This is a genomic window from Shimia biformata (genome assembly GCF_016888515.1).
Taxonomy (GTDB): Bacteria; Pseudomonadota; Alphaproteobacteria; order Rhodobacterales; family Rhodobacteraceae; genus Shimia_A; species Shimia_A biformata.
Genome location: NZ_JAFEJK010000001.1, coordinates 2,401,645 through 2,417,913, shown reverse-complemented (window position 1 = coordinate 2,417,913; position 16,269 = coordinate 2,401,645). Strand labels below are relative to the sequence as shown.

The 16,269-nt window shown below is 63.2% G+C and carries 15 protein-coding genes; 9 read left to right on the top strand and 6 right to left on the bottom strand.

Annotated features, from left to right (window positions below; all coding sequences use genetic code 11):
• Window positions 1–36: 36 nt before the first annotated feature.
• The 5 genes from JQ863_RS11825 to JQ863_RS11805 form a co-directional block, all read right to left on the bottom strand.
• On the bottom strand, window positions 37–1,125 hold the full coding sequence (locus JQ863_RS11825; protein ID WP_338055519.1) for an ABC transporter ATP-binding protein: 1,089 nt from the start codon (window positions 1,123–1,125) through the stop codon (window positions 37–39).
• 4 nt (window positions 1,126–1,129) lie between these two features.
• Complete coding sequence (locus JQ863_RS11820) at window positions 1,130–1,903, bottom strand: SDR family NAD(P)-dependent oxidoreductase (RefSeq protein WP_204114465.1); 774 nt, start codon at window positions 1,901–1,903, stop codon at window positions 1,130–1,132.
• Entirely contained in the window at window positions 1,900–2,778 is an 879-nt protein-coding gene (locus tag JQ863_RS11815) for a carbohydrate ABC transporter permease (protein WP_204114464.1), read from the bottom strand. The genes JQ863_RS11820 and JQ863_RS11815 overlap by 4 nt, the downstream gene beginning before the upstream one ends.
• Window positions 2,775–3,644, bottom strand: a complete 870-nt coding sequence (locus JQ863_RS11810; RefSeq protein WP_204114463.1) for a carbohydrate ABC transporter permease — start codon at window positions 3,642–3,644, stop codon at window positions 2,775–2,777. The genes JQ863_RS11815 and JQ863_RS11810 overlap by 4 nt, the downstream gene beginning before the upstream one ends.
• A gap of 81 nt (window positions 3,645–3,725) precedes the next feature.
• Complete coding sequence (locus JQ863_RS11805) at window positions 3,726–4,961, bottom strand: ABC transporter substrate-binding protein (RefSeq protein ID WP_204114462.1); 1,236 nt, start codon at window positions 4,959–4,961, stop codon at window positions 3,726–3,728.
• Between the two features lie 280 nt (window positions 4,962–5,241).
• On the opposite strand from JQ863_RS11805, the gene JQ863_RS11800 reads away from it, so the two are divergent.
• From JQ863_RS11800 to JQ863_RS11775, 6 genes are read left to right on the top strand one after another with little or no spacing between them, the layout of a single operon-like run.
• The gene (locus JQ863_RS11800) at window positions 5,242–6,765 is read left to right on the top strand and encodes a sulfatase family protein (RefSeq protein ID WP_204114461.1); all 1,524 of its coding nucleotides are present in this window, start codon (window positions 5,242–5,244) and stop codon (window positions 6,763–6,765) included.
• Window positions 6,766–6,774: 9 nt separating this feature from the next.
• Window positions 6,775–8,193, top strand: coding sequence for a sulfatase-like hydrolase/transferase (locus tag JQ863_RS11795; RefSeq protein ID WP_204114460.1), 1,419 nt, complete (start codon window positions 6,775–6,777; stop codon window positions 8,191–8,193).
• 25 nt (window positions 8,194–8,218) lie between these two features.
• Entirely contained in the window at window positions 8,219–9,661 is a 1,443-nt protein-coding gene (locus tag JQ863_RS11790) for an aldehyde dehydrogenase family protein (protein ID WP_239113270.1), read from the top strand.
• Window positions 9,658–10,821 carry a mandelate racemase/muconate lactonizing enzyme family protein gene (locus tag JQ863_RS11785; RefSeq protein WP_204114458.1) on the top strand — a complete coding sequence of 388 codons (1,164 nt, stop codon included), beginning with the start codon at window positions 9,658–9,660 and terminating at the stop codon, window positions 10,819–10,821. Before JQ863_RS11790 ends, JQ863_RS11785 begins: the two co-directional genes overlap by 4 nt.
• Before the next feature lie 48 nt (window positions 10,822–10,869).
• Entirely contained in the window at window positions 10,870–11,778 is a 909-nt protein-coding gene (locus JQ863_RS11780; RefSeq protein ID WP_204114457.1) for a 2-dehydro-3-deoxygalactonokinase, read from the top strand.
• Window positions 11,778–12,407: a 2-dehydro-3-deoxy-6-phosphogalactonate aldolase gene (locus tag JQ863_RS11775; RefSeq protein WP_204114456.1), complete on the top strand. Its 630-nt coding sequence runs from the start codon at window positions 11,778–11,780 to the stop codon at window positions 12,405–12,407. The genes JQ863_RS11780 and JQ863_RS11775 overlap by 1 nt, the downstream gene beginning before the upstream one ends.
• Before the next feature lie 26 nt (window positions 12,408–12,433).
• Here the strand turns inward: JQ863_RS11775 and JQ863_RS11770 are convergent, their stop codons facing one another.
• Window positions 12,434–12,601: a hypothetical protein gene (locus JQ863_RS11770; protein WP_204114455.1), complete on the bottom strand. Its 168-nt coding sequence runs from the start codon at window positions 12,599–12,601 to the stop codon at window positions 12,434–12,436.
• Between JQ863_RS11770 and JQ863_RS11765 the strand changes: the two genes are divergently transcribed.
• From JQ863_RS11765 to JQ863_RS11755, 3 genes are all read left to right on the top strand, one after another.
• Window positions 12,600–14,567: a sensor histidine kinase gene (locus tag JQ863_RS11765; RefSeq protein WP_204114454.1), complete on the top strand. Its 1,968-nt coding sequence runs from the start codon at window positions 12,600–12,602 to the stop codon at window positions 14,565–14,567. The genes JQ863_RS11770 and JQ863_RS11765 overlap by 2 nt on opposite strands.
• An 81-nt stretch (window positions 14,568–14,648) precedes the next feature.
• On the top strand, window positions 14,649–16,019 hold the full coding sequence (locus JQ863_RS11760; protein ID WP_204114453.1) for a multicopper oxidase family protein: 1,371 nt from the start codon (window positions 14,649–14,651) through the stop codon (window positions 16,017–16,019).
• Between the two features lie 40 nt (window positions 16,020–16,059).
• Window positions 16,060–16,239 (top strand): hypothetical protein, encoded by a 180-nt coding sequence (locus tag JQ863_RS11755; protein ID WP_204114452.1) that lies wholly within the window; start codon window positions 16,060–16,062, stop codon window positions 16,237–16,239.
• Window positions 16,240–16,269 lie beyond the last annotated feature (30 nt).

Genomic DNA, 16,269 nt, shown 5'->3' with positions numbered 1-16,269 from the left:
TTTTTTCTTGGGGCCACGGGATTTGCGCCTGTCCGCTCACCGGATGCGCTGGTCTGTTCCGGCATCGAACAGCAGGACGTCACCGGCGTTGAAGCCGACATCCAGTTTTTGCGCACCATTGGCCGGCAAAGCGCCGCGCAGTTCCACCACAAGCTGGTCCGCGACGGCATTGCCTGCCGTGCCATAGGCATAGGCCACACCGCCCAGGTTTTCGATCACGTCGATGTCCAGGCTCAGGCGCAGTGCGCCGTCGGGTGAAAACTGCTCGGGGCGCAGCCCCATCACGATCTGGCTGCCCACCGCAGGGGATGCCATGGTCTTGACCGGGATCTCCAGCCCGTCCAGCCCGTCAGGAGAGATCACGGTGATGCCGTCGCCGCTGGCAACCACGGTGGCGGGCAGAAAGTTCATCCGGGGCGAGCCGATGAACCCGGCAACAAAACGGTTGTCGGGATTGGAATACAGCTCAACCGGTGAGCCGGACTGCTCGATCCGGCCATCGCGCAGCACGACGATCACATCGGCCATGGTCATGGCTTCGACCTGGTCGTGGGTCACATAGATCATCGTGGCGCCCAGCTGCTGGTGCAGCTTGGCAATCTCGATGCGCATTTGCACGCGCAGTTCGGCATCCAGGTTCGACAGCGGTTCGTCGAACAGGAAAACGTCCGGCTGGCGCACGATGGCGCGGCCGATTGCAACCCGCTGCCGTTGTCCACCTGACAGCGCCTTGGGTTTGCGGTCCATATAGTCGTGCAGCTTCAGGATCTGGGCGGCATTGTCGACCTTCTGACGGATCTCCTCCTTGTCCGCACCGCCGATTTTCAGACCGAAACTCATGTTTTCGCGCACGGTCATGTGCGGAAACAAGGCATAGGTCTGGAACACCATCGCCACGCCGCGCTTCGCCGGGTCCGCATGGGTCACGTCACGTTCGCCGATGACGATGCGGCCGTCGGTGGTTTCTTCGAGCCCGGCGATCATGCGCAGCAGGGTGGACTTGCCGCATCCCGAGGGGCCGACGAAGACACAGAACGCGCCTTCGGGGATTTGCAGGTCGACGCCGTGGATGGCCTGCACGTCGCCGTATTTCTTGATGACTTTGCCAAGCGATACCTGGGCCACTGGGTTATCCTTTCTTAATTCGTGCGTCATTGACGCCAAGCAGGGCGGACATGCCACGGTCGGCGATGATCTCGGTCCCGTTGATAGAGGCGGCGGCGTCCGACAGCAGGAAGACGGCGGCATTGCCCACGTCTTCGACCGTGTTGACGGTGTTGTCGGGGTGCCAGCTGTTGAACATGGCGTCATTGACGGGGTCTTTCGCCGCCTCTTTGACAACCTCGGTCTGCGTCAGGCCGGGGCAGAGCGCGTTGACCCGGATGCCGTGACGCCCAAGGCTCCAGCCCATGGCGCGCACCATCGCGGTGATCGCACCTTTCGAGCCGGCATAAGCCTCGAATCCGGGATTGGTGCAGCGGGCGTGGTTCGAGGAGATATTGACAATCGCCCCGCCGGTGCCCTGGTCGACCATGATCCGCCCCGCCGCCTGACAGCCGAACAGGACCGAGCGGTGGTTGACCGTCCAGATCGTTTCCATCTGGTCGCGGGTCATCTCGAGAAAGGGCACGTTGATCGTGACCCCGGCATTGTTGACCAGCCCGTCCAGCCGTCCGTGGCGGTCGCGCACCGCATGAAGCGCGGCATCGAACCCGTCCAGATCGGCCACATCGACCTTGTGAAACTCGCCGCCCTCGGCGGTGACTTTTGCCTCGGCGCTGTCTGAGATGTCAAAGCCGATGCCGGTACCTCCAGCGGCGATCACCTGGCGCAGGATGCCCAGGCCGATGCCCGCACCCGCGCCGGTGACGACGATGGTCCTGCCTGACAGAAGCCCGCTCATTTCACCGCTCCTGCCATGGCGCCGGACATGATGCGGCGCTGGAACACGGCAAACAGGATCAGCAGGGGCAGGGACCCCAGCACGGCGGCTGGGAACAGCATGGTCGGGTCGATGCCGGTATTTCCGACAGAGCGATAGACCGCGATCATCACCGTGAACTTGTCCTTGTCGGTGAGCAGAAGCAGCGGATAGGTGAAATCGTTCCACACCATCAGCATCACGAACAGCGACAGCGTCGCCGTGACCGGGGCCAGAAGCGGGCGGATCACGTGCCAGAACACCTGCCAGTTGTTGCAGTTCTCAAGCCGCGCGGCCTCTTCCAGTTCAATCGGGATGGCGGCGATGAACCCGGTATAGAAGAACACCGCCAGCGGCAGTTTCAGAGAGGCGAAGGCCAAAACGATGCCGACATAGCTGTCCAGCAGCCCAAGGTCGCGGAAGATCACGTAGATCGGGGTGATGGTGACGAAATTCGGCGTCGCAAGGCCAAGCGCCATGATCATCACGATGATGCGGCTGATGCGGTTCTGGATACGCGCCAGCGGATAGGCGGCCATCGCGCCCGCCAGCACGACCACCACGATCACCGAAATGGTGATGCCCAATGAGTTGAGAACCGAGCGCACATAGCCCATCGAGGCCAGCGCGTTCATGTAATTTCCAAGATAAAGGCTCGACGGCAGCCCCAGCGGATCCTGTGCAATCTCGGTCGAGGTCTTGAACGACATCATCACCATGTAGAACAGCGGCAACAGCATGATGGCCACAAGAAACAGGACAAGGCCGTGGACCAGCACCGACTTGATGCGGCGCGCGATGTGCCCCCGGTCGACTTCGACCCTGTCGATGGAACGGATGTCGGTTGCAGTGGTCATGTCACGTTCTCCCGGTCACGAAGGACCTTGTTCTGAACCATGGCGACGGCGATGACGATAATCAGCATGACGATCGACAGCGCCGAGGCGAAGCCGAACTTGTACTGGCCAAACAGGTTGTCGATGATCTCGATCGACAGGGTTCGCGTGGCGCCGTCGGGTCCGCCCTTGGTCAGGATGAAGGGCAGTTCAAAGGTTTTCAGCGTGCCGATGGTGGTCAGGATCACGCTGACGGTGATCGACGGCCCCAGAAGCGGCAGTTCAAGATAGCGGAACCGTTGCCAGGACGATGCGCCCTCAAGCCGTCCGGCCTCTTCGATCTCGGTCGGGATGCCGGCAAACCCGGCCAGGAAGATGGCGCAGGTAAAACCCGAGAACATCCAGATCTGGGTGAAGGCGACGGCATAAAGCGCGATGTCGGGGTCGCCCAGCCAGTTCTGCGCCAGCGCGCCAAGCCCGAGGTCCGTCAGGGCAACGTTCAGCCCGCCGTTGATCGGGGAATAGATGAATTGCCAGATATAGCCGACCACGACGAAAGACATCATTGCCGGGGTATAGAGCGCAGCACGGCAGAAATTGCGGATCAGCGGCAGACGATGCAGCATGGCCGCGAAAAACAGCCCCGTGACGGTCAGCGAGGCCACGACAATCACGGTGAATTGCAACGTGACCCAGATCTCGCGCAGATACCGATCCCGCGAGAAGATGCGTTCGTAGTTCCGCCAGCCGATCTCTTTGGCTTCGCCGATGCCGGCGAAATTGGTGGTCGACATGTTGAAGGTCATGATGATCGGATGAACGAAAAAGACGATCAGCACGATCAGGGCGGGGATGGTGAACAGGTAAAGGGAAAACCTTGTGCGCATGTCCGGCCTCCGTCGAATGGGTCGTTCAGTTTGCTCCGGGCCCCACCGTCAAAGGCGGGACCCGAAACGGGGAGGAAGGGTTCAGAGGTTGTCTTCGACCACGTCATCCCAGCGCTGAAGAGTGTCCTCGTTCGGCTTCGAGATGTCGAGAAGGAACCCGGTCAGGCTGTCTTCCCATTCCGATTGCAGCGGCTTGGGATAGGCCAGGGTCGAGAAGGGCCACAGGATCAGGCTGCCTTCGGCGCGGGCGTGACCATAGGGCGCGGCCAGTGCGGGCATTGTGTCCGTGCCGCCGGTAAAGGGGCTATAGGCGCCTTCGGCCTCAAGAAAGACACTCAGGTTCTCGGGGTCGGCAAAGAACTCAACCCATTTCCGCGCCTCTTCGGGATGCTCCGAGTCGGTCGGGATCGACCAGCCGGGCCCAACCAGGTCCAGCGCCAGCCCGACGTCGGAATAGGCGGATGCCATCGGTGCGAACTGGAAATTCAGCCCCTCGATCTTCGAGAAATTGGCGATGTTCCATGCGCCCTGCGGCAGCATCGCGACGCGGCCCGACTTGAATTCTTCCAGCGCGGTCGACCATGGATCGAGACCGGCCTGAAGCTCGGGGTCGAAACATTCCGCATCCACCAGCATCCGTACCGAGTCCAGCGAGGCGTTGTAATTGGCGTCATCGACAAATGTCACCTCGCCCATGCCATAGGCGACGGGCGACGTGCCCTTGGGGTCAATCCCGTTTGCGCCGACCCAGAGCATGGCGGGGAACCCGCCTGCGAAGATCATCGGGCTGATGCCGTCCGCAGCCAATGCTTTGCAGGCCGCCACAACCTCGTCCACGGTGACCGGGGCCTTGTCGATACCGACCTTGGCCAGGAGGTCCATGTTGACAAAATTGCCCATGCCGATCACTTCCAGCGGCAGGGTCATGATGGTGCCGTCAATGGTGAAGGTTTCCTGCACGGCGGGGATCATGTTGCCGTACCAGGCGCTGTCGGTGCCAAGGTCCTTGAGGAACCCGGCGCCCCCCCAGAGCTTGACCAGAGACGAGTCCACCATGGTCACGTCCGGCGGGTTGCCGCCTTGCAGACGGGGTGGGATGACCTTGTCGACGTCCTTGCGGGCGACATAGGTCAGGTCGATCTTGATGCCGGGGTTTTCGGCTTCGAACTTCTGGATCAGTTCCGGCAGGCCCGCAGGCTGGGCTTCATTGCCTTTCCATGCGACGACATCAAGCGTGACATCGGCAAGCACGGTCGAGGCCAGAAGCGATGCGCCCAGGCCCAGGGTGATGGATTTGAGAATTCGTGAAGTTTTCATTGGCTCCTCCTTGATGGTCAAAATCATACATCATTTGTGCATTTAGTACATTGAAATTTCGATATGGGAAGCCAAATCGCGCGGTTTTGTCGGATGAGAGCGCTGTTTTCATGCTGGTTCAACCTGGCCGTTTTCGCAATAAAAGCTAATAATAACAACGTGTAAAGGTTATCCAACAAGGCAGCTTGCCAAAATGTCAAAAAATAATGTACACTTTTTGCATGACAGCACATTTGTGGCCGCAGAATCGTGGTGCAGACAGGTACAAGGACCGGAATCGATGACCAGACCCAACGTGATTCTCATCTCGACAGACCAGCAGCGCGGCGATTGCATCGGTCCCGAAGGTCGTGGTGTCCGGACCCCCAACATCGACCGGATCGGAGCGCGAGGGGTGCGTTTCAGCAATTGCATCACACCGCATCCGATGTGCCAGGCCGCGCGTGCCTCGATCCTGACCGGCAAGCTGCCCTACAGTCACGGTGTCCGCGACAATGGCCGTGATCTGGCCGAAAGCTTCGGGGCGCAGGGGCTGGGCGGCATTTTCGACGCGGCGGGTTATGACACCCATTTCATAGGCAAGGCGCATTTCTCATCGCAGCAGACATTTCAGCCCACCGGCCGGGTGGAATGCTACAAAAGCGCCAAAGATTTTCCGCAGGGCTGGCGCGGTGACTATTTCGGGTTCCGCGACGTGCAGATGATGCTGCGCCCGCACCACCATACCAAGTGGTACAACCCGCCCGAGGCGCTGAACTATGAATACTGGCTGGACCAGGACGGGCAGGGCGGGGTGCGCTGGGAAAAGGCCAAGGAACGGCTTGACCCGCAGACCGCGCATTTCCAGGCCTGGCGATCGGCGCTGGAAGAGGAATGGCATTCCTCGCCCTGGATTGGCGACCGGGCGGTCGAGATGATCGAAGCCAGGCGTGACGCGCCGTTTTTCGCCTGGGTCTCGTTTCCCGACCCGCATCCCCCGTTCCTGGCGCCGCGCCCATGGTGCGATGCCTATGGCCCGCAGGACGTCGAGATCGCCCGCCACCCGGTTCTGGACCTGGAAAATCGTCCCTGGTGGCATCGCAAGTTCATCGAAAGCCGAGACCGCACCAAGCAGGGCGCCGAACACAATGCCGGCGGGGTCGATTGGGGCCAGCGCGGAGAACTGAGCGAAAAGGCGCTGCGCGATATCACGGCGATCTATTTCGGCATGATCGAAGCGGTAGATCATCAGGTCGGCCGGCTTCTCGATGCGCTGGAAGCGCAGGGAAAGCTGGACAATACCATTGTCATTTTCATCTCGGACCACGGCGAATGGCTGGGCGATCACGGGCTGCTGCTGAAGGGGCCGATGCTTTACGACGGGTTGTTGCGGGTGCCTTGCCTGATTGCCGGGCCGGGCATTGCCGGCGGCAAGGTCGTCAAAGACCCGGTCAACACGATCGACATCCGTTCCACCGTGGCCGATCTCTGCGGCATCGCGGCGGAACCGGACAACGGCGCCTCATGGCGTCCCCTGTTCGACGGATCGGGCTCTCGTGATTTCGCCCTCAGCGAATACGAGGTCGACGCCATCCGCAGCGCCGTCGACCTGGACCTGCGCACCGTGAAAACCGCGCGCTACCGCATGTCGGTCGATCTCAATACCGAAACGGGTGAGCTTTATGACTTGCAGGAAGACCCGGATGAAATGGTCAACCTGTTCGACGATGCCGGGCAGGGGGCGGTGCGGCGCGAGTTGATGGAGATGATCCATGCCCGCGCCGATGACATGATCCCCGCCGCCGAGCGCGTAGGCTGGCACTGAGGGCGGGACATGAGGAAGAATATCATCCTGTTCCTGACCGACCAGTGGCGCTGGGACACGCTCAATCAGCCGGGGCATCCGGCAAAGCTGCCCAACCTCATGGCCTTTCGGGAGGAAGCGACCAATTTCACCAATGCCTACACGTCCGTGCCACTGTGTACCCCGGCGCGCGCCAGCCTGTTCACCGGGAAATGGCCCCACCAGACCGGCACGATGGACAATGTGCAGGGCAAGGCGTTCTATCCGCATGGCAAACTGCACCCGTCGCAGAAAACCTATATGGAACGGCTGCGCGACGACGGCTATGAGGTCTGCTTCATCGGCAAGTGGCATCTTGGCGACGGCACGCTGACGGATCGCGGCATCCCCGACACGCCCCTGTGCGATGGCGGGGATGTGCCGCTGATGCGGGTCGCGGATGACCTTGAATTCGCCGCACCGCGCAAGACGCCGTTCTATGGAACGCTCGACGCGGGCACTCCGCTGGACGAACAGCGCGTCAATATCGCGATCGACAGGCTTGATGCGCTTCAATCGACGGGCAGGCCGTTCTGTTTGATCGTCTCCCTGCATGGGCCACATTTTCCGCATCACGTGCCGCGCAGATATGTCGAGCTTTATGACGATCTGCCCGACGACTACATGCCCGACAATTACTGTCCTCAGTTCAGCGAAACGGGAAAACCCAGGGCGCAGTCGGCCTTTTACTGGCCCTGCCAGGACACAAGCGGCCTGACACAGCAGGACTGGCGGCGAACGGCGCAGCATTACTGGGGGTTCTGTTCGTGGATCGACGATCTGTTTGGCCGGTTCCGCGCCCGGGTACAGGATGCGGGGCTGGACGAGACATCGGTTCTGGCCTTCACCACCGACCACGGTGAGATGCTGGGCGCGCATGGCTGGTTCGACAAGGGGCCGTTCTTTTATGACGAGGTCATGCGTATCCCGATGCTGATCCGCGACCCCGGACAGGGAAAGGGGAATGGTCAGGGGGCCGAAACCGGGTCTTTCGTCAGTTTCCGCGACCTTTTCCCGACCCTCATTGACCGGGCCGGGGCGCATGAGGTGCTGTCTGTGGCGGAAGCCCGCCGCAGCTTCTGGAGCACCGGCGCCGACCACGTCACCTATTGCTACGACGCCTATCAGGGCCGCCAGTTCAAGTTCCGCGGCATTAGAACCGAGCGCTACAAATACGCCTGGAGCCCGCATGACATCGAAGAGCTCTATGACCTTCAAACCGACCTGCAGGAGCGCGAGAACCGGGCCGATGACCCTGATCTTGCGACGGTGAAGGCGGATCTGAACACGCGGCTGTTTGCCTGGATGAAAGCCGAGCGCGATCCGCTCTGGATGCAGGGGTATCAACTGCCGGTCGGCAGCTACATCGACGGGCGCGATGTCTCGGAACAGCATGTGCATAGTGAGTGAGGCGCAGATGATTTTTCCAACCCAGATGTATATCGATGGTGCTCTGACCGACGGGCAGGGACGGATCGACGTGATCAACCCGGCCACCGAGGACAGCGTGGCAACCGTCGCAGCCGCCGGTTTCGCAGATGTCGAACGGGCGCTGGCCGCCGCGCGCGACGCGTTTCCCGGCTGGGCCGCGACCCCGATCGCCGAGCGCCAGCGCTGGATGCGCCGCCTGCGCGACGAGGTGATCGCAAACGAGGACGACCTGCGCGCCTGTGTGCATCACGAGATGGGCAAGCCCTGGGCGCAGACCGAAGAGGACTGGGACCGCGTGGTCGCGTCGCTGGATTTCTACGCCGAGGAAATTGCGCGGCTTCAGGATTTCAGCCTGCCGGATCGTGCAGGCACCCATTCGCACCGCATGGTCTGGGAACCGGCGGGGGTGGCGGTGGCGTTCCTGGCGTGGAATTTTCCGCTGCTGAACCTGGCTTTCAAACTGGGTCCGGCGATGGCGGCGGGGTGTCCGATCATCATCCGGCCCTCGAACGAAACCCCGATCTCGGCCTATGCCATTGGCGAACTCTGCGCCGGGATCGGGTTGCCCAGGGGCGTGGTGCAGGTTCTGGCGACGGAAACCTATGCCGCGGCGGATGCGCTGTCGGCCTCGACCATCCCGGCGGTGCTGACGATGATCGGCTCGACCGAGACCGGCAAGCACGTGATCCGCACCGGGGCGACCTCGATCAAGAAATACGCAATGGAACTTGGCGGCAACGCGCCGGTTCTGGTGTTCGACGACGCCGATCTCGATCTTGCCGCGGACGTGGTCTGTGGCGTGAAGTTTTCAAACGCGGGCCAGATCTGTGTTTCGCCCAACCGGGTCTATGTCCAGCGCTCGGTTCTTCAGGCATTCACGGACAGGGCCGTGGCACGGGCCAGGGCCGCCAGGGTCGGTTTTGACCGAGATGACGACATCACCACCGGGCCCCTGATCAACGCCCGCGCCTTTGACCGCATCAAGGGGCTGGTGGACCGCGCGGTGGCAGAGGGTGCCACGTTGCTGGCGGGCGGTGATCGCCCACAGGGGATGAACCGGGGCCATTTCCTTGCGCCGACCGTGCTGGGCGATGTGACCGAGACGATGGACGTCTATCGCGACGAAACTTTCGGCCCGATTGTCAGCATCATCCCGTTTGACACCGAGGACGACCTGTTGCGGCAGGCCAATGACTGCGGGCAGGGCGGGTTGACGGCTTATGTCTTTACCCGCGACCTGGCGCGCGCGGAAGGTTATGCCGCCGCGCTGCGCTATGGCGAGGTTCAGATCAACGGCGTCAAATACGATATCGACCTGCCGCATGGTGGGATCGGCTATGCCGGGGTCGGGCATGACTGCTCGTACCTGGCGCTGCATGACTACCTTGTCCTCAAACGCATCACCCGTGCCCGGGACACCACCCTTTTTGAAAGCGTGAACGCATGAAGATCACCCGGATCACCAGCCACGTGCTGCAATATGACCTGCCATCAGAGCTGGGCTATTCGCAACAGTATTACACCCGCCGCACCGCGCATATCGTCGAGGTCGAGACCGACGAGGGCATCACCGGCTGGGGCGAATGTTTCGGGCCGGGCAACGTGGCGATTGCCAACCGGACCATCGTCGAGCAGGTGATCCAGCCGCTGGTGCTTGGCATGAACCCGCTGGACCGCGACGTGGTCTGGCACAAGGTCTATAACCTGTTGCGCGATCACGGTCAGAAGGGCATGCCGCTGCAATCGCTCTCGGGTGTGGATATCGCGCTGTGGGATATTGCGGGTAAGGTCGCGGGCCTGCCCCTGTGTCAGCTTGTCGGCGGGCGTCACCGCGACCGGGTGCAGGCCTATGGCTATGGCATGATGCTGAAACGCCAGAGCACCGAGGATCACGTCGCCCGGTTCCGGGACGAGGCCGCGATGATCCGCGACATGGGCTTCGCCGCGACCAAGATGAAGGTCGGGCTAGGTCCGAAAGATGACGTCAAGCTCTGCGCGGCGGTGCGCGACGGCGTCGGCGACGAGTTCCGCTTCATGGTCGATGCCAACCATTGCTACACCACGTCGGACGCGTTTTATGTCGGCCGGGCCCTTGAGGAACTTGACGCCTATTGGTTCGAGGAACCCGTCGCCCCCGAAGACCTGGACGGCTATCGCGAATTGCGTGCGGGGTTGAAGGTCAACATCTCGGGTGGCGAAGCCGAATTCAACCGCTGGGGCTGGCGGCAGATCCTGGAAAACCGGGGGCTGGACATCGCCCAGCCCGAGGTCTGCGCCCTTGGCGGTATCAGCGAATACCTGCGGGTTCTGGCGCTGGCACATGCCCATCACACGCCGGTTGTGAACCATGTCTGGGGCTCCGCCATCGCCGTCGCGACGAACCTGCATCTTCTGGCCGCCATGCCGCCCCTTCCGGGGGGTCTGTTCCCGTGGGAGCCGCTGTTGGAGTTCGACACCACCGACAACAAGTTCCGCGACAACCTGCTGACCGATCCCCTCGACATTCAGGGGCAGGTCAAGGCCAATGGCGGCTATGTCGCCATCCCCGAAGGTCCGGGGCTGGGCGTGACGCCGGACCGGGATTTCCTGAAACACTATGCCATTTGAACGGCCTGACCGGACAGGCCGGCCCTGCCGCCTGCAAGGAGCAAACCCATGCTGACCAATACCGCCGCCCTTGTTGCCGTCGACTGGGGAACAACCTGCTTTCGCCTCTGGGTTCTGGACCAGGGCGGCGCGGTCATTGCCAATCTGCGCGGGGCCGAGGGCATGTCGGTGCTGTCGCCGGACCAGTTTGCCCCGGTGCTTGAGGCCAAGCTGGATCAGCTTGGCGTGCCGGACGGGGTGCCGGCGGTGATCTGCGGCATGGCGGGCGCGGCGCAGGGCTGGGTCGAGGCCGCCTATCTGCCGGTGCCTTGCGCGGTGACCGATCTGGGTGCCCATGCGGTTCCCGCGCCTGGGGCACAACGCCCGGCGCATATCCTGCCCGGCCTGTCACAACGCGCACCGGACGACGTGATGCGGGGCGAGGAAACCCAGCTTCTTGGGCTGGTCCAGTCAAGCGGCGGGTTTGACGGCACCGTCTGCATGCCGGGCACCCATACCAAGTGGGTCACGCTGAAAGGGGGCGTGGTGGCGGGGTTCTCGACCGCGATGACGGGTGAAATGTTTGCCCTTCTTACACGCCAGTCCGTCCTGCGCCACGCCACCGGCGGGGGCGGCTGGGATACGGCCGCATTTTCAGATGCGGTCGCGGATGCGCTGGAGGCCCCGGTCTCGGTGCCAGAGGCGCTTTTCTCGATCCGCGCCTCATCGCTTCTGGGCGCGCTGGATGCGCCACGGGCACGCGCCCGGCTGTCCGGTTTCCTGATCGGGGCCGAGATCGCCGCGATGCGCCGCTATTGCCTGTCGGGTCCGGTCACGCTGATCGGGGATGACGCACTGGCCGGGCTTTACCGCGCGGCCCTCGACATTGCCGGGTTCGACGCGGTTCTGACCGATGCCGATGCCCTTACCCTGACCGGTCTCAGGACCGCAAACGCACAGATACCGGAGTACGCCTGATGAGCCGCAAGATCATCGCCATTCTTCGCGGGGTAACCCCCGACGAGGTCACCGCCCTTGCCGAGACGCTGATCGAGGAAGGCATCGACAGGATCGAGGTGCCGTTGAACTCGCCCGACCCGTTGAAAAGCATCGAACGCCTGGCCAGCCGGTTTTCAAAGGATGCGCTGATCGGTGCCGGCACGGTGCTGTGCGCGCAAGAGGTGGCCGAGGTCGACCAGGTCGGCGGCAAACTGATCGTGTCGCCCAATTGCGACCCTTACGTGATCCGCGCCACCAAGGTTCTGGGCATGGCCTCATATCCCGGTGTCGTCACCCCGACCGAGTGCTTTGCGGCGCTCAAGGCGGGGGCCGACGGGCTGAAGTTCTTTCCGGCCGACGTGGTGGGACCGGCGGGACTGAAGGCGCTGCGGGCGGTATTGCCGAAAGCGACCGAAACCTTCGTGGTCGGAGGGGCGACCCCCGACAATATCAGTCGCTGGATCGCGGCGGGCGCATCGGGGTTCGGTGTCGGTTCAGGCCTCTACCGCGCCGGCGACAGCGCCGCCGAGGTGCGGATCAAGGCCAGGGCCTGGGTGCGCGAATACGATGCGCTGGGGATCGCACCGGCCGCCGCGCTGTCGCTCTGACGGACGGGTTTGCCGATCTGGAGGGATCAGCCCACGGTCTTGCCGTGTTGCCGTCGCGCGGCGTCCAACTGGTCGATGTCCGGTGCGGTGACGTGACCACGCGCTAACCCTGCATTGAGCCCATTTTCAGCGCGCGGGTCGCGCTTGGCGGCAGGGATGGACAGGGGTAGGGTGGTGCGAAGGAGGATATCCATGAGATCCGTTCGCCTGCGCCTTCTGGTTCTGGCCCTTGCGCCGCTGGTCGTCCTGATGCCGCTCTTGCTGCTTCTGGGCATGGCGCGCTGGACCTCGGAATATGACGAGGTGCTGATTGCCAATGTGGGCAGTGACCTGCGCATCGCCGAACAGTATCTGGCCCGGATCATGGTCGGCACCGGGGATGAGTTGAAGGGCGTCGCGGAATCGGCGGAGTTTGCCCGTGTTCTGGATGGGAACACGACGCAGAAGGCGGCGTTTTTCGAACGCAAGACAGCCGATCTTGAACTGGACTTCCTCTATTATCTGCCCGCGGCCGCGGCTCTGGATCAGGCCGCCCGGTGGCCGGTCATCGCCACCGCGCTGGCGGGGCGGTCGGACACGCAGATCGACATCTTTGGCGCGGATGACCTTGCTGCTCTGCCCGGCGACCTCGCGGCCCGCGCCCGCATCGACCTGATCGAGACCGAAGCCGCCAAGCCGACGGATCGCACGGTCGAGGATCGCGGCATGGTCGTTCATGCCGCCAGCCCGGTGCAGCTTGCGGGGCAAGAGGGCGTGCTGGTCGGGGGTATCCTGCTCAATCGCAACCTGCAGTTCATCGACACGATCAACGCGCTTGTCTATCTCAACGCCATCACCGGCGGCGACCGGCAGGGCACCGCGACGCTGTTCCTCGAGGACGTTCGGGTCTCGACCAACGTGCGCCTGTTCGAGGACGTGCGCGCGCTTGGCACCCGCGTGTCCGCCGCCGTGCGCGGCGCGGTGCTGGACGAGGGGCGCACGTGGCTGGACCGGGCGTTTGTTGTGAACGACTGGTATATATCGGGCTACCTGCCGATCATCGACAGCTTCGGTCAGCGCGTGGGAATGCTCTATGTCGGTTTTCTCGAGGCACCCTTCGCCGCCGCCAAGCAAGAGGCCTTCATCCGCCTGATGGTGGCGTTTGCGGCCGTGCTGATCCTGTCGGTGCCGGTGTTCCTGTGGCTGGCCAAGGGCGTGTTCGCGCCGCTGGAACGCATGACCCACACGATGCGCAAGGTCGGGCAGGGCAACCTGTCGGCGCGCAACGGCAATGTGGGATCGCGCGATGAGATCGGGCAGGTGGCCGGACATCTGGACGACCTGCTGGACCAGGTCCAGGACCGCGACCGCCGCCTGCGCGCCTGGGCGGATGAGTTGAACACCCGCGTCGAGGAACGCACATCCGAACTGCGCGAGGCCAACGCCAAGCTGGAGGACACCTATCGCCAGCTTGTCATGAGCGAGAAACTGGCCAGCATCGGCGAAATCACCGCCGGGGTCGCGCATGAGATCAACAACCCGGTTGCGGTGATACAGGGCAATGTCGACGTCATCCGCGAGGCCCTTGGGGACAGGGCCGCGCCGGTCGAGACCGAACTGACCCTGATCGACCGGCAGGTCGCGCGGATCGGGGCCATTGTCGGCAAGCTCCTGAAATTTGCCCGCCCGACCGAGTTTTCGGATTCCGACGAGCTTGTCCACCTTGGCCCGATCGCCGAGGATTGCCTGCTGCTGGTCGATCATGTCCTGTCGCGTGGCAATATCGAGGTGCAGACCCGGCTTGAGGACGTGCCGCCGGTGCGCATTGATCCCGGCGAAATGCAGCAGGTGGTGATCAACCTGATCGTCAATGCGGCCCATGCGATGGGCGCGGCGGGGCGGCTGGAAATGACACTGGGCGAGGGGTGGCATGACGGGCGCAGGGCCGTGTGCCTGACCGTGCGCGACAGCGGACCGGGCATCCCCGAGGACAAGCTGCCCTCGGTCTTTGACCCGTTCTTCACCACCAAGCAGGGTGAGGGCACCGGGCTGGGGCTGTCGATCTCGCAAAGCCTGATCCAGCGGGCCGGGGGGATCATCACCGCCCATAACCGCGCCGAAGGCGGGGCCGAGTTCCGGGTCTGGCTGCCGGTGGCGGAACTTGAGGCGGCGGCCGAGTAGATGACGCATCTGTGACGTGGTGACGCTTTCCTTCCGGCAAGCCGCGCACTAGCGTTTGCCTGACTGAGAAAGAGAGGCTTCATGCGGCTGACACGACGCACACTATTGGCCGGGCTTGGCGCAACGACACTGCTGCCCCGGATGGCGCAGGCGGGCACGGGCGGGGTGACGCTGACGGCCCGCGAAGGCCGGGTTCAGGTGGCGCCATCGGCTTATCCCGAAACCACGGTCTGGGGCTTTGACGGCCAGGTTCCCGGCCCGCTTCTTAGGGCGACGCAGAACGACCGCCTGCGCTGCCGCCTGGTCAATGACCTGTCACAGCCCACCGCGATCCACTGGCACGGGCTGCGGGTGGAAAACGCGATGGACGGGGTGCCGGGCATGACCCAGGACCCGGTGCCGACCGGGGGCCATTTCGACTATGACTGCCGCCTGCCGGATGCGGGCACCTTCTGGTATCACTCGCACAACCAGTCGGCGGAACAGGTGGCGCGGGGGCTGTTCGGCCCGCTTGTCATCGACGAACCCGACGCGCCGGATGTCGACCATGACCTGATGGTTGTCGTCAACGACTGGCGCATGACCGAGGACGCGCAGATCCACGAAAGCTTTGGCCAGATGCACGATCTGTCCCATGGCGGGCGGATCGGCAACTATGTCCATATCGACGTCACCCCGCGCCCCGAAACCCTGAACCGCAACCAGCGGCTTCGCCTTCGGTTCCTGAACCCCTCGACCGACCGGATCCTGCAGCTTGGGGTGATCGGATTGACCGGCTGGGTCATGGCGCTGGACGGGATGCCGCTTGAGACGCCCGCGCCGCTGGCCGATTTCATCCTGGCCCCGGCGCAGCGGCTGGACGCGTTTGTGGATGTGACCGCCGGGGATGGCGAAACCGCGATGATCGTGCAGCATGAACGGGACGGCACCTTTGTTCTGGACGAGTTTCCGGTGACGGGCGCGGGTACCTCTCGGCCCAGACCCGCGCCCCCCGCCTTGCCGCCGAACCCGGTCATCCGGGCCGTCGCCGGACCCGACACGCGCCACCTGCGGATGGAGATGGAAGGCGGCGCCATGGGCGGCTTGCGCGAAGGCACCTACAAGGGCCGGAAAATGTCGATGCGCGACCTTGTCTCGAACGGTCAGGTCTGGACGCTGGGCGGCGTGGCGGGGCTGCCCGACGACCCGTGGGCGCAGTTGGAGCGGGGCGAAACCCTGCGCGTCACCCTGGTCAACAACACCGCCTTTCCCCACGCGATGCACCTGCATGGTCACCATTTTCACGAACTCCGCCCAGATGGTCCCGGCCCCCTGCGCGACACGTTGCTGGTGATGCCCTCGGAAGAACGCGACATAGCGTTTGTTGCCGACAATCCCGGCAACTGGCTGTTTCATTGCCATATGTTGTCCCATCAGACTGCGGGGATGAAAACCTGGATCAAGGTCGCCTGACGCGGCGCCGGCTTGGGCCAGAATCGCATTTGTCAAAAGGATGCAGAACCGCCGACAACTGTCGGTAAAGAAACAACTATTCGACGTTCTGACTCTGTTTGACTGGCGGTGTCGGGACAAAATGTCCAACTCGGCCCGCGATGCGATGCACAAGCTGGACAGCCTGCCCCAAATCACGGGCTGGGACGCAATGTCTCTGGCCATGACGGTCACAACCTGATTACGTCCCGCCAAAGGGAGGGCTATCGGC

Bases quoted from the DNA above. Each gene is read 5' to 3' on its own strand.
- JQ863_RS11785 (WP_204114458.1), top strand. From the start codon at position 9,658: ATGAAGATCACCCGGATCACCAGCCACGTGCTGCAATATGACCTGCCA.
- JQ863_RS11810 (WP_204114463.1), bottom strand. From the start codon at position 3,644: ATGCGCACAAGGTTTTCCCTTTACCTGTTCACCATCCCCGCCCTGATC.
- JQ863_RS11795 (WP_204114460.1), top strand. From the start codon at position 6,775: ATGAGGAAGAATATCATCCTGTTCCTGACCGACCAGTGGCGCTGGGAC.
- JQ863_RS11775 (WP_204114456.1), top strand. From the start codon at position 11,778: ATGAGCCGCAAGATCATCGCCATTCTTCGCGGGGTAACCCCCGACGAG.
- JQ863_RS11780 (WP_204114457.1), top strand. From the start codon at position 10,870: ATGCTGACCAATACCGCCGCCCTTGTTGCCGTCGACTGGGGAACAACC.
- JQ863_RS11800 (WP_204114461.1), top strand. From the start codon at position 5,242: ATGACCAGACCCAACGTGATTCTCATCTCGACAGACCAGCAGCGCGGC.
- JQ863_RS11755 (WP_204114452.1), top strand. From the start codon at position 16,060: ATGCAGAACCGCCGACAACTGTCGGTAAAGAAACAACTATTCGACGTT.
- JQ863_RS11805 (WP_204114462.1), bottom strand. From the start codon at position 4,961: ATGAAAACTTCACGAATTCTCAAATCCATCACCCTGGGCCTGGGCGCA.
- JQ863_RS11765 (WP_204114454.1), top strand. From the start codon at position 12,600: ATGAGATCCGTTCGCCTGCGCCTTCTGGTTCTGGCCCTTGCGCCGCTG.
- JQ863_RS11815 (WP_204114464.1), bottom strand. From the start codon at position 2,778: ATGACCACTGCAACCGACATCCGTTCCATCGACAGGGTCGAAGTCGAC.
- JQ863_RS11760 (WP_204114453.1), top strand. From the start codon at position 14,649: ATGCGGCTGACACGACGCACACTATTGGCCGGGCTTGGCGCAACGACA.
- JQ863_RS11770 (WP_204114455.1), bottom strand. From the start codon at position 12,601: ATGGATATCCTCCTTCGCACCACCCTACCCCTGTCCATCCCTGCCGCC.
- JQ863_RS11820 (WP_204114465.1), bottom strand. From the start codon at position 1,903: ATGAGCGGGCTTCTGTCAGGCAGGACCATCGTCGTCACCGGCGCGGGT.
- JQ863_RS11790 (WP_239113270.1), top strand. From the start codon at position 8,219: ATGTATATCGATGGTGCTCTGACCGACGGGCAGGGACGGATCGACGTG.